Raw genomic sequence first — 12,867 nt, 5'->3', positions numbered from 1 at the left:
ACTCCCCCTTTCGATTCGATGGTATTGTGCGTATCGGACCGTCGGTTCGGCTCCGACGCGGCGGTCGGGTACTTCCGCGTTCGGTACCCTTTTCGACGCGCCGTCCGACTCGTCGTACATGTCCGGCATACTCGACCACGTGATGCTGCGCGTCGAAGACCTCGAGGAATCGCTTGAGTGGTACCAGACGCACCTCGACTACGAGGAGAAGGGTCGCTGGGAGGCGGACACGTTCACGAACGTCTACCTCGGTCCGGAGAACCTCCACGAGGAGGGGGCGATGCTCGAACTGACGTACAACCACGACGACCGAACGTACGAGATGGGCGACGCGTGGGGCCACATCGCCGTCCGCGTTCCCGAGGACGAACTCGAATCCTCCTATCAGCAACTGATGGACGAGGGCGTCGACGACTACCGCGACCCCGAATCCTGTAACGGTCGGTACGCGTTCGTCAAAGACCCCGACGGACACGAGATCGAGATCGTCAAGCGCGACTACGGCGAGAAGTGGAGCCTCGACCACACGATGATGCGCGTCGAGGACGCCGACGAGTCCATCGGCTTCTGGACTCGTAAGTTCGAGTACGACCAGACGAAGCGCTGGGAGTCCGACACCTTCGCGAACTACTTCCTGAAGCCCGAAGATGCCTCCGAAGAGGCGATGACCGTCGAACTCACCTACAACTACGACGGTCGGACGTACGACATGGGCGACGCGTGGGGCCACGTCTGCGTGCGGGCGGACGACCTCGGAGAGTACTGGGAGACGCTCATGGAACGCGAGGCCGAGGACTACCGCGACCCCGAGTCGTGCGACAACCGCTACGGCTTCACGAAGACGCCGGACGGCCACGAGATAGAGATTCTCGAACCGAGCGACGACTGAGACGACCCCGCCAAGAACGCTACTCTCCCGACCGTTCTCGTTCTCGTTCTCCGCTATTCGGACTTCGTTCGAGCGACGTTGCCTCCGCTCGACCGTCCCGTATGGTTCCACACACTGCCGAAGAGAAACAAGTTATACGAAGAGAAACTCTGTCTCTAAATTCATTCACTAACAAAAGACATTTAACGCGAAAGGCATAGATTTGCACCGTACCCCTACCCAAGGTGACACGGTGAGTATCGCCGACCAAGTCCGTTCTACCGCGGGCGTTCGGCCTCAGGTCGGCAGAAAGGTGTCGTCGCCGCTTGCAACACCACAACAATCATGACACGCAACAAAGAGCAGTTCCGCGCAGTCGTTCTCGCGGCGCTGATGGTTATGTCGGTTTTCGCCGGCACCATCGCGTTCACGGGCACCGCTGCTGCGGACGCTTCCGCGATCGATCTCGGTGCGGGCGACGGTAACTCGGTCTCTGTCGAGGCTGGGTCGTCCGCCACCATAGACTCTGCATCGGTTTCTGATAGCGACGGTACGCCGGAACAGTTCACCCTGTGGGTGGACGTTAACGGAGACGGTTTCCTGAACGACAGCGAACCGAACGAAACTGTCAACAACGGAGCACCGGCTAGCTTCACTGACTTTGATGTTTCGAGTCTCTCGACGGGCACGTACAACGTTTCTGCCGCTGAAACGACGAACGCCCCATCCTCGAGCATCGAAGCAAACGAGACCGTTGAGGACCAACTGACGGTCACGAAGGCCGCCGCGCCGGTCCTTCAGTCCGCTGTCCACTTCGACAACAGCACGAACAACACCGCTGAAGTCGAACTCGCGTTCGACGAGAATGTCACCGTCCAGACGCTCAACGTCTCGAAGGTTGACGGCAACACGAACCTCGTGACGGGCTTCGAGGTTGACAACGGTCGCGTCGTCGCGACGCTCGGTCAGGCCTACACGGAAGACCTCGAAGTGACCTACAAGGTCACGGACGAGTCGGGTAACACGTACGCGAAGAACAAGACGGCTGACGTCGAGTTCGCCGCAGTCACGACGAACGTCGGCGACTCCGACGACGCCTACAAGGGCTCGACGGTCGCCGTCGTCTCGAACAACACGTCCACGGACGTCGAAATCACCGGCACGGCGGACGACAACTCGTTCTTCCGCTCCGGTTCCACGGGCGACAACAGCAAGGTCTACGTCTTCGACACCGAGAACCGCGACGTCGGTGAGTACGAAGTCGTCTTCGACGGCGACGAGATGCAGAACGCGACCATCGAGATTCGCGAACTGGGTCTCTCCGTCTCCGTCGACGACCTGACGGTCACGAACGACGACGACAGCACCATCGAGGGCACGGTCTCCGCGAACGCGGGCGACCGCCCGGTCACGGTGGAACTCGTCGACGCTGACGACGACACGGTCGAGACCATCGGCGCGACGCTGACGGGTCAGGCCGAATACGACTACACGTTCAACGCGTCGGACCTCGACGCGGGTAACTACACGGTCGTCGCGACGGACAACCAGTCCGGCGTCACGGCCGAATCCTCGTCCATCGTGGTCGAGAAAGCCGGCACGGGCCAGGCTGACTTCGCAGAAGGCATCGTCACCGAAGAGCGTGGCGACATCGCGAACATCACGGTCGAACTCCAGAACACTGACACCGCGACGCTGAAAATCGGCTCGTCCGACGTCGGCTTCGTGAGCAACGTCACGGTCGTCGACGACGACGGTGACGGTATGGTCAACGTCTCGTTCAACACCTACGCCGCGTCCGGTCTCTCGGGCTCCCTCTCGGACACCCAGGCTGAGACGCTCTACTCCGTCGGTGAGGACGACGAGATAGACAGCGCAGAGATCGACTCTGACAACAGCGTCGACGCACTCCTCGACGCAGGCGAGTACGACCTCGAAGTCCAGACCGGTACGGACTCCGACTCTGACGACGCGCAGGGCGTCGGTACCCTCGTCCTCGAAGAGCGCAACACGTCTTCCCTCCAGAGTTGGACGGCTCCGTCCAACGCTGAGATCGAGAACAAGGGAGACGTCTACGCGGCGATCAACAACGGTAACATCACGCAGGACGACGAGATCGCCTTCGGCGACCTCTCCGTCCACCAGCTCGAAGCGTCCGGTCTCGCCGGTGCGCTCGATGCACAGGACGCTGACAACACGACCGCAGCGTTCTTCGCGCTGAACGGCAGCGCGTACTCGCTGACGGTCGAGCAGACGGAAGCCGGTGCGAACCGTGATCCGTTCATGCTCGAACTGGGCAACTCGAGTGCGACGGTCATCTCCGACGCGGAGAACGACACGTACTTCGTTGTCTTCGACTCTGACGAGGTCAACACGACGGGTCGCGACCTCGCTGACGACGACGGCCTGACGGCCAACTTCACGGTCTCCGACGACTCGCCCATCGGTACGGACGAGGAGCAGTCCGTCGAAGATAGCTACGAACTCGTCGAAGCCGAGCACACGCTCGACGACGTGACGGTCGCTGCGGCAGCTGACCAGACCGTCGCAGGCGAGTCGAACGTCGCACCCGGTACGGAGATTAACCTCCGCGTTCGCTCGGACGGCGACACGCAGCCGAGCTTCCTGAAGACGGCGACCGCGTACGTCACCGAGAACGGGACGTACGAGGCTGTGTTCGACTTCAGTGAGCAGTCGGCGAACGACACGTTCACGGTGACGGTCCGTGGTGGCGTCGCTGACTCCATCACCGCAGACGGTACGGTCTCCGCTGCGGACAACGACAGCGAGACCAGCACGGAAGTGAGCGAGACGGTCACGGCTACGGAAGCGCCTGAGGAGACGGCGACGGCGACGGAAGAGCCCGCCGACACCGCAACGGCCACCGAAGAGCCTGAGGAGACGGCAACGGCGACGGAAGCGCCCGCCGACTCCGAGACCGAGACCGAGACGAGCACGCCCGGCTTCGGTGCAGTCGTCGCTGTGACGGCGCTCCTGGCCGCGGCACTCCTCGCAGTCCGCCGCGACTAACGTCTGAACCACCGGTTCACGCCGGCTCTCTTCACACCACTTTCTTTCGACGCGCGACATTCCGCCAGCGACTGCTTCGCGTCTCCACTCTCTACCGTTCACGTTCCAGTTAGTCTCCGCCGCTCTGACGTGACTGGCGCACGGAACGACAAGGGATTTACCTTCGCTACACTATCTGTGTTCTATGCCCGGACTGCTGTCTGACGCACTCGCGTGGGTGGTCATCGCCACGTTCGTCTCGGGTGCGCTCTTATCTCACCGAGACGAGCGGATGGCGCGGTCCGTAACCGCTGCCGCGTGGGGTCTCTTCGCCGTCTTCTGGCTCCAGTTGATTCCGCACTTCGCGTTCGAACACAAGAGCTACATCGAGGGATTCCTCTCGTTGGCCGCCGTTCCCGCCTGTCTGTACGCGGGATATCTCCTCTACAGCGGTCGCGACACGTTGTTCGTTCTGTCGAAGGCCGTCGCCGCGATGGGCGTCATCTACCTGCCGTTCGAGACGATTCCGGCGCTCGCACTGTTCGGGGTAACGATTCCGGCACCGAGAGGAGTCCTCATGGAGACTGTCGCCGCACAGACTGCGTTCCTCGTGAACGCACTCGGCTACTCGCCCGAGATGATCGTCGGCGACCAGGGGTATCTGAACACGTTCCTGTTCATGGACGGCAGTCATCGACTGACCGTGTCCGTCGTCCTCGCGTGTACCGGACTCGGGAGCATGGCCATCTTCGGCGGCCTCATCGCCGCCGTCGACGCACCGCTTCGCCGAAAGGCCCGTGCGCTCGCCATCGCCATCCCCATCATCTACGCGCTGAACCTCCTCCGGACGACGTTCATCACCATCGCGTTCGGCAAGCAGTACATGCAGTTCTTCGTCGACGAGATACTCCTCATGTTCGGTTCCTCGGACCCGTACATGGTCTCGTTCTTCATCTCCGACCGCATCATCAGCCAGTTCCTCGCCGTCGTCGCTCTCGTCGGCGTCACCTACCTCGTCGTCCGCGAGATTCCCGAACTGCTCACCGTCATCGAGGACGTGCTCTACATGGTCACGGGAGACGAGTACGACCTCAGAGACGCCTTGGAACTCGACGGGCGGCAGAATCGCGGCGGCAGCGTCTAACGGATTCTCGTCTTCGCGTTCGATTCGACTTTCCGAGTTCAGCTCAGACTTCGTTCTCCGCGAGAACGTCGTCCGGCGCGCCGCCGAGCGTCCTGAGCGCGTCGGCCTCGACGTGGTGGACGTCGCCCGGAATCACGAGCATGTGAAGTGGGTCGCCGAACTCGCGGTCCGCCAGCGCGGACAGTCGGTCGGCGGCGACGACCGGGTTCTCGCCTCCGGCGCGGGCGACGACGACCCCGAGGACGTCCTCCCACCCCTCCGCGAGCATCTCCGCGGCGTAGTCGCCGGTCATGTACTCGTCGTCGTCCGATTTGTCGCCGAAACGCTCCGCGTTTCGGCTGCTGGTCGGGGTGTCCCCGACCTTGATATCGAGGTAGACCAGCGTGTGCAGGCCGCGTTCGCGGTTCGCCTCGATAGACTCGGTGACGCTCTTCGGCACGCCGTCGGCCCCGTGCGCGTACGGGAACGGGAGCGTCACTGCCTTGCCGAAGCGGTAGTTCTGCAGGCCGGTGAGTCCGCTGGCGGCCGACTGCGCGGTCACGCCGTGAATCAGGCGCGTCTCGATACCGCGTTCGACGGCCCGCAGTCGCAGGTCCACGTGCGTCGTCGAAATCATCGTATCACCCGCCGTCAGGAAGACGACGTGTTCGTCCTCGGCGGCGTCGAGGATGTCCTCGGGATGCTGTTCGACGCCCGCGCGGTCCCGCACGTCGATGTCGATGTCGTGGTACGCTTCGAGGTCTTCGACCGTCGCGCCGACGAGGTGACTCGTGTAGAACTCCGCGTACGCGCGGTCGGCGTCCGCGAGGGCGTCGCGTCCCTCGACCGTGATGGACCGTTCGTCGTACAGACCGAGTCCGATGAAGGTGAGCATACTCACTCTCGGCGTGGCCCTCTGATAAGTGGCGTGTCCTCGCGTCGGCGTCCCGAGGGAGCGATACGGCGCGGTGGGCCGCCTTTCGGCGCGTCGCCGCGAACGGCGATGACACTTTTCACCGTTCCGTCCCGAGTTGGGCGTATGGCAGAGATAGACGTGAACGACTTGCTCCCGAACGAACGCGTCCAGCGGTCCGTCGCCGACGGCGACGTGACGCAACTCACTCGCGGTGCCAGCACCCGCTACGCCGAAGAGGGTGACCGGTTCCAAATCGACGGCGAGACGTACACCGTCACGAGCGTCGAGAAACGGACGCTCGGCGACCTGACCGACGAGGACGCACGGCGCGAAGGCTCCGAGTCGCTGTCGGCGTATCGAGAGCGGATGAAGCGAGTCCACTCCGGGGAGTTCGAGTGGGACGACAGCGACGAAGTGACGACGTATCGGTTCGAGCGGCAGGGGTGAGTTTTTCGGAGAGCGATGTCGGCAGGACAGTACGATGACGGGATTTGAACCTCACTCGCTCCTTGCAGTCGCTCCCCTGCTTCAAATCCCTCCAGTCGCGTATTCACCCGCTCACGCGAACCGAGCACACGCTACGCGGTGCTCGGTGGGTAGTTCGCGGGAAAAGTAAGCCGGTGGAGGGATTTGAACCCTCGGCCTATTCCTTACGAAGGAATCGCTCTGCCAGCTGAGCTACACCGGCGCGGTGGGGCGTTCGTCTGCATTCCTTCATACCCCGATGATAGACAAAAGACTTCCGAATCAGCGCGCAGTGAGCGTGACGTCGACACACACGTTGTACTCGTGCGGCGCGTACGACCGGACGATTCGCTCGGTGTCGATGCGAACCTCGTACTCGGGTTCGGCCGCCTCGCGGATAGCCTCGATTCCGGGGCCGAACGGGTCGTCCTCGTGCTGGATGTCGTAGTAGTGAATCACGCACTCCTCGCCCGCCAGTCGGACGGCGGCGTCGAGGAAGTCCCCGGCGCTGTGCGGGAGGTTCATCACCAATCTGTCCGCCCAGCCCTCGTAGTCGGCGGCCACCTCGCGCACGTCGCCCTGTACCGCTGTGACTCGGTCTTCGACGCCGTTTCGGCGGGCGTTCTCGCGGAGGTAGTCGACGGCGACGGCGTTGAGGTCACAGCCGACCACGTCGGCACCGCGTTTCGCCATCGGGACGACGAAGGGGCCGACGCCCGCGAACATGTCGAACACCTGCTCTCCCTCCCGGACCTGTTCGACGACGCGGTGTCGTTCGGTCGCGAGTCGGGGCGAGAAGTACACCTCGGCGATGTCGAGGAGGAACGAACACCCGTACTCGCGGTGTTCCGTCTCCGTGGAGGTGCCGACGAGGACGTCCCAGTCGCGGACGCGGAGTTCGCCTTTCACTTTCGAGGCGCGGTTGACCACCGTCTCCGCGCGGAGGTCGGAGTCGGCGATGCCGTCGGCGATGCGGCGGGCGCGTTCGGGGTCGTGCTCGTCCAGAATCACCACGTCGCCGAGGCGTTCGTACGTCGGTTCGAAGCCGAGAATGTCCGCGGGCATCGTCTGCGTCTCGCGGGCGTCCACCTCGAACTCGACGACTTCGAACTCCGAACCGGCCGCGGACGCGTCCGTCACGGGGATGTACAGCGACCCCTCTCGGACGGTAATCTCGTACGACTGGTCCACGAGGTCGCGGTCGGCGAGGGCGCGCCGCGCCGCCTCCCCCTCGCTCGTCGGGACGCGGACGCAAGGGACGTTCATGTCCGATGCTGACGGTGAACCGGAGTAAGCGTGACGCTTCGGCGGAGACGGGACCGCTCAGCAGACGACGAGCGGTTCGGTCGGGCGGACCGCCTCCTCGGGTCGGTCCAGCCAGTCCGTCACCGTCGTCGTGTGCCCGCCGCGTTCGTGCGGAAGCACCGCCGTGAGGATGCCGTCGTCGTAGACGGCGACGGCGAACGGCGGCAGGAACTGCTCCGTTCGCTCCGGTCCCATGCGCCCGACGCCCACCGTCTCCACGTGCTCGAAGGCCGGGAGTTCGGCCCCGGTCAGCCACGCCCACTCGCGGAAGTCCGCGATGCGCTCTCTGAGGAACGTCTCTCGGACTCCCCGCGGTCGCTCTACGGGGACCGTCTGGTCCCACTCGCGAACGACCACGTCGTCGACCGCGCCCGCCCGTTCGAGACGGCGCAGTTGCGCCACGCACGGCAGTTCGTCCGCCCGCCTGTCCGCGGTTCGCCGTACCCACACCTCGACGGTTCGCCCGCGGGCGAAGGCGTCCGTCTTCGGCGCACGGGTCTGCTGTCGACGTCCGACTGTCTCTTGCATCGTGTTCACCTCTCGTCCGTAGAGAGGCACGCTGCGGGGATGAACTGGACCCTCGATTCCCGTCGGGTGAGAACGGTTCACGCCCCGACGAACCGGCCGACGCCGTGGTGTTCAAGCGCCCCGAACGCGTGGTGTCGTGTGTGAACGAGACACCGACGCTCCCCGACGCGCTTGGACTCGACGCCGACGCCGTCCTCGCGGCCGTCGGCGCGGGCGGGAAGAAGACGACGCTGTACCGACTCGCCCGCGAGGTATCCGACGCCGTCGTCACCGCGACGGTGCGTATCCCCATCTTCGACGACGAAGTCGAACGCGTCGTCGTCACCGACGACCCCGTCGCCGCCGCGAGAGAGACCGAACCGAGACCGCTCGGTCTCGTCCCCGAACGCGAACGCGAGGACCGCTACCTCGGCTACGACCGAGCGGTGGTCGACGAACTGGCCGCCGCGGGCGTGACGCCGCTGTTCGTGAAGGCCGACGGTGCGCGAAATCGTCTGTTCAAAGCGCCGGCCGAGGAGGAACCGCAGATTCCCGACGCCGCGACGGTGGTCACTCCGCTCGCCTCCGTCCGGGCCGTCGGCGAACCGCTCTCGGAGGCGGCGGTCCACCGACCCGAGCGAGTCGCCGCCCTCTCCGGTCTGGAACCGGACGCCGAGATTCGTCCCGAAGACGTGGCGGCGGTGCTCGCACACGAGTCGGGCGGACTGAAAGGCGTCCCCGAGTCCGCATCCGTCGTCCCGATTCTCAACATGGCCGACACGCCGGACCTCGAAGAGACGGCCCGAGAGATAGCACGGGGCGTCCTCGACCGAACGACGCGCGTCTCGCGAGTCCTCGTCACTCGGCTGAACCGCCCGGACGCCGTCGTCGCCGTCGTCGACCGCGACTGAGGGCGAGTCGGACCAAATACCCTATTCGAGACGCTCTCTGGCCGCTTCGTACTCCTCTCGGGTGTTGACGTTGTCGAACGTCTCGGGCGCGGCGTGGTCGCGTATCTCCGCGTCGGTTACGGTTACCCAGTCGTCCAGTTCGTCCAGCGCGGCGACGATTCGTCCCTCGCCTCGGTCGAGTGCGCGGCCGCACGCCGCGGCCATCGCGTCGGCGCGGTAGACGGCCTGCGTCGTCTGGAACCACTGGTCGTCTCGCTGGGGGACGGCGGCGTCGTGCCCCGCCGCGCGCGAGAAGAGATAGGAGACGAACGCGGGGTCGACGAACGGCATGTCGCAGGCGACGACGGCGGCGTACTCGGCGTCGACGCCTTCGAGTCCCGTCTGGATGCCGGCCATCGGCCCGCGGTCGGGGACCGGGTCGGGGGCCATCGCCACGGGGACGCCACAACCGTCGACGGCGGCCCGGAGTTCGTCCACCTGTTCGTCTCGGCAGTTGACGACGAGGCGGTCGCAGACGGTGGCGAGGCGGTCGACGACGTGTCGGACGAGCGGTTTCCCGGCGAGTTCGGCGAGCGCCTTGTCGGCCTCGCCGAACCGCGTGGAGTAGCCGCCGCCGAGGACGACGCCCTCGCGCGTCGGGTCCTCGCGAATCGGTTCGTCGCTCATACCTCGACCGTCGGGACCGGCGTACAAAAATCCGGAGACGACGCGGTACGAGCGATGTGGTACGGCGCGAGACGACTCGGGCGGGGAGGGCGCAGAACAGCACGACACGAGACGACACGAGACGGCACGAGACGGCACGACGCGGACGACGAACGGCGTTAGCGTTCTTGTCGTCTGCACGCGTAGTACTAGACGCGTCTGGAGTGGTCCACACGCTCGACCGCACGACCGCGTGCGGTCGAGCGTGTGTCGACCACAGACGCGGCGATACCTATGACGTATAGAGCAGTCCTCGCGAACCGAGACATCCACTGTGAGCACTACACGATGACCGACCACGGCGTCGAACTGTACGACGAGACGGAGACGTTCGTCGCGTTCGTCCCGTACGAACATCTCCAGTCGCTCCTGAACGACGACGTCGACTCCGAGGGAGACCCGTCTATCCTCTGAGTCGAGTCTGCGGGAGTTCCGAGAGAGAGGAGAAAAGTCGGCTCTCGCTACCTCGGCGCTTTTCGGCGTCGGCTCTACGCTTCCGCGCCGGACTCGCCGGCGCCGACGAACGGCGTCGCGTCCCACGCTTCGAGCAGTTCCTGGTAGCGGTTGCGGATGGTGACCTCCGAGATGTCGGTCACTTCGCTGATTTCGTGCTGTGTCACGCTCTCGTTCGTCAGTTGCGCGGCGGCGTACAGCGCTGCGGCGGCGAGTCCGACGGGCGACTTGCCCGAGTGGACGTTGTTCTGCTTCGCGTTCTCCAGCAGTTCGCGGGCCGTCCGTTCGGTCTCTTTCGGGACGTCGATCTCCGAGGCGAACCGGGGGAGATACTCGATGGGGTCGGCCGGTTTGATCTCCAGGCTCAGTTCACGGACGATGTAGCGGTACGCCCGTTGGAACTCGTCTTCGCTCACGCGCGAGACGCGAGCGACTTCGTCCAGCGAACGCGGCACCTGAGCCATCCGGGCCGCGGCGTGCAGCGACGCCGTCGCGATGCCTTCGATAGACCGGCCCGGCAAGAGGTCGTCCTCCAGCGCGCGGCGGTAGATGACGGAGGCCGTCTCGCGGACGTTGTCCGGGAGGCCGAGCGCGGAGGCCATCCGGTCTATCTCGCCGAGCGCTTGCTTCAGATTGCGCTCCTTCGAGTCGCGGGTGCGGAACCGCTCGTTCCACGTCCGCAGTCGCTGCATCTTCTGGCGCTGGGTCGACGACAGCGAGTTGCCGTAGGCGTCTTTGTTCTGCCAGCCGATGTTCGTCGACAGTCCCTTGTCGTGCATCATGTTCGTCGTCGGCGCACCGACGCGGGACTTCTGGTCTTTCTCCTTCGAGTCGAACGCTCGCCACTCCGGGCCGTGGTCTATCTCGTTCTCGTCGACGACGAGACCACAGTCCTCACACACGGTCTCGCCGCGTCCGTCGTCACTCGCGAGGTTCGCCGAGCCACACTCCGGACAGCGAAGCGTCTCGTCGGCGTCACGTCCCTGTTCGCTCTCCGTCTCGTCTTCGTCACGTCGGGTGTTCTCCGTACGACGCCCCTCGGAGTCGGCCTGAACGCGCTGACGCGCGTGCGAGGTAGCGGAGTCACTCATTGGTAGGTCGCAGGTCGGGGAGAACGGCACCCGACCCTCGCTCACTCCCACGTAGTGGCTCCGCCCGGAAAAACGTGTTGGCAGTCCACCGACATTATTATCCACTAGCAACTCGTAGAACGGTGGTCCCGGTTCGAGGAGGCGTCAGCGGGGGACAGAGGATGTACAGCGCGGCCGGGAGGAGGGAGGTGCGGACGGAAAACGACTCTCGCGTGGGTCAGAACAGCGGTTCGAGGGCGTCCTGTTCGGCGGAGCCGCTTCGGAGGAGTTCTTGCAGTTTCGCCGACGAGGTGGCCGACTTCTCGTGCATGTCTCGCTGGGCCTCGATAGCGACGCGCTGGAGTTCCTTCACGCGCGGGACGTCCGTGACGCCCGCGAGGAGGACGACGGCGGCGACGTGGCCCGACTTCATCGGGTAGTCGCCGCCGCGAACCTCCATCGACCCCGTCTCCGCTTCGAGCCACCGTCGACTCCGCTCCATCCCGCGGCGGGATATCTCCGCGGGTGGCCCCGCGAGGACGAGGAGCGCGCGTTCGGACCCGGCGACTTCGCAGGGCAACGTGAGGCGGCCGAGCGTGGCCCGGCGGACCAGCGAGGAGACGCGGTTCGCCGCCTCTCCATCGTCTCTCGTCTCGTCGTCCGCGGTCTTCGAGAGACGAGAGAGCAGGCCTCGCTTCGGTCGGTTCACCGCCGTACTGGCGAAGCCGATGGTGGAGACGCCGCCGCCCGCGAGCGTGTTGATTATCTCCGAGGCGTCGACGACGCTCTCGGCGACGGCCCCGCGAGCGTTCGTCTCGCCCGCACTGAAGAGGACGCCGAGACGGCGTGCGAGTTCCTCGTTCGTGCGGTCGAAGCCGCCGGAGACGCTCTCGCCGGACTGCCGCCAGGCGTCGTTGTCGAACACGAGGAGGTTGTCCACCTCGTCGACGAACGTCTTGAACGAGCGCGCGGCGTTGAGCGTGTAGATTCCGCCTTCGTCCTGACCGGGGAGGATACCCAGCCCGTAGACGGGTTCGGTGTAGAGGCGTCGGAGTTCCCGGGCGAGGACGGGGGCACCCCCGCTTCCGGTGCCGCCGCCGAGACCGGCGACGACGAGGAACGCGTCCACCTCGTGCGTCCGGAACTGGTCGACGACGGAGAGCACCTCGTCGGCGTCCTCCGCGGCGACTTCCGCGCCGAGTTCGTTGTCGGCACCCACACCGTGGCCTTTCACGCGGGCCTGTCCGATGAGTACGCGACGCGATTCGGGTATCCGGTCGAGGCCGGCGAGGTCCGCGCGAGCGGTGTTCACCGCCATCGCGTCGACCACGAAGTCGACGCCCGCCTTCGCCTCGTACTCACAGAGTGCTTCGACCACTTTTCCGCCGGCCTGTCCGACACCGATGAGTGCAAGTTTCATGTTGAGTGTTTCTCCTCCGACACAGTCTGCGAACAGAGACAGGTCGGCAGAGATAATGACTATTCACACAAGTAAGACTGTCTTACCTAGTATATTGTCTAGTTAAAACGAACGA

12 protein-coding genes and 1 tRNA gene are annotated in these 12,867 nt (G+C 64.9%); 6 read left to right on the top strand and 7 right to left on the bottom strand.

Annotation, left to right across the window (positions count from 1 at the left end; all coding sequences use genetic code 11):
- Positions 1-118: 118 nt before the first annotated feature.
- From BM282_RS08145 to artA, 3 genes are all read left to right on the top strand, one after another.
- Positions 119-889, top strand: coding sequence for a VOC family protein (locus BM282_RS08145; RefSeq protein ID WP_089879076.1), 771 nt, complete (start codon positions 119-121; stop codon positions 887-889).
- Positions 890-1,213: 324 nt separating this feature from the next.
- A complete protein-coding gene (locus tag BM282_RS08140) occupies positions 1,214-3,898 on the top strand; it encodes a DUF7827 domain-containing protein (RefSeq protein WP_089879073.1) in 2,685 nt (894 codons plus the stop codon).
- 184 nt (positions 3,899-4,082) lie between these two features.
- A complete protein-coding gene (artA, locus tag BM282_RS08135) occupies positions 4,083-5,021 on the top strand; it encodes an archaeosortase A (protein ID WP_089879071.1) in 939 nt (312 codons plus the stop codon).
- A 43-nt stretch (positions 5,022-5,064) separates the two neighbouring features.
- Here artA and dph5 read toward each other — a convergent pair whose 3' ends face one another.
- Positions 5,065-5,895: a diphthine synthase gene (gene dph5 / locus BM282_RS08130; RefSeq protein WP_089879067.1), complete on the bottom strand. Its 831-nt coding sequence runs from the start codon at positions 5,893-5,895 to the stop codon at positions 5,065-5,067.
- A 144-nt stretch (positions 5,896-6,039) separates the two neighbouring features.
- Between dph5 and BM282_RS08125 the strand changes: the two genes are divergently transcribed.
- A complete protein-coding gene (locus tag BM282_RS08125; RefSeq protein ID WP_089879064.1) occupies positions 6,040-6,363 on the top strand; it encodes an ASCH domain-containing protein in 324 nt (107 codons plus the stop codon).
- A gap of 168 nt (positions 6,364-6,531) precedes the next feature.
- Here the strand turns inward: BM282_RS08125 and BM282_RS08120 are convergent.
- The 3 genes from BM282_RS08120 to BM282_RS08110 all read right to left on the bottom strand — a co-directional run bounded on the left by BM282_RS08120 (position 6,532) and on the right by BM282_RS08110 (position 8,214).
- A tRNA-Thr gene (locus tag BM282_RS08120) sits at positions 6,532-6,604 on the bottom strand.
- Positions 6,605-6,663: 59 nt separating this feature from the next.
- Entirely contained in the window at positions 6,664-7,647 is a 984-nt protein-coding gene (locus tag BM282_RS08115) for a class I SAM-dependent methyltransferase (RefSeq protein ID WP_089879061.1), read from the bottom strand.
- 57 nt (positions 7,648-7,704) lie between these two features.
- Positions 7,705-8,214 (bottom strand): HTH domain-containing protein, encoded by a 510-nt coding sequence (locus BM282_RS08110; protein WP_139229700.1) that lies wholly within the window; start codon positions 8,212-8,214, stop codon positions 7,705-7,707.
- Positions 8,215-8,354: 140 nt separating this feature from the next.
- On the opposite strand from BM282_RS08110, the gene yqeC reads away from it, so the two are divergent.
- Positions 8,355-9,104: a selenium cofactor biosynthesis protein YqeC gene (gene yqeC, locus BM282_RS08105; RefSeq protein WP_089879516.1), complete on the top strand. Its 750-nt coding sequence runs from the start codon at positions 8,355-8,357 to the stop codon at positions 9,102-9,104.
- Between the two features lie 21 nt (positions 9,105-9,125).
- On the opposite strand, the gene mobA is transcribed toward yqeC, so the two are convergent.
- Positions 9,126-9,770 carry a molybdenum cofactor guanylyltransferase gene (mobA, locus tag BM282_RS08100; protein ID WP_089879056.1) on the bottom strand — a complete coding sequence of 215 codons (645 nt, stop codon included), beginning with the start codon at positions 9,768-9,770 and terminating at the stop codon, positions 9,126-9,128.
- Between the two features lie 273 nt (positions 9,771-10,043).
- Here mobA and BM282_RS08095 point away from each other — a divergent pair, with 273 nt between their 5' ends.
- Positions 10,044-10,223, top strand: coding sequence for a hypothetical protein (locus tag BM282_RS08095; protein ID WP_089879053.1), 180 nt, complete (start codon positions 10,044-10,046; stop codon positions 10,221-10,223).
- Between the two features lie 74 nt (positions 10,224-10,297).
- Here BM282_RS08095 and BM282_RS08090 read toward each other — a convergent pair whose 3' ends face one another.
- On the bottom strand, positions 10,298-11,353 hold the full coding sequence (locus BM282_RS08090) for a transcription initiation factor IIB (protein ID WP_089879051.1): 1,056 nt from the start codon (positions 11,351-11,353) through the stop codon (positions 10,298-10,300).
- Between the two features lie 217 nt (positions 11,354-11,570).
- Complete coding sequence (locus BM282_RS08085) at positions 11,571-12,752, bottom strand: tubulin/FtsZ family protein (RefSeq protein WP_089879048.1); 1,182 nt, start codon at positions 12,750-12,752, stop codon at positions 11,571-11,573.
- Positions 12,753-12,867 lie beyond the last annotated feature (115 nt).

Source organism: Halogeometricum limi (genome assembly GCF_900115785.1).
GTDB classification, from domain to species: domain Archaea; phylum Halobacteriota; class Halobacteria; order Halobacteriales; family Haloferacaceae; genus Halogeometricum; species Halogeometricum limi.
The sequence above is the reverse complement of the archived record's forward strand: the minus strand, read 5'-3'. Positions and strand labels throughout refer to the sequence as shown.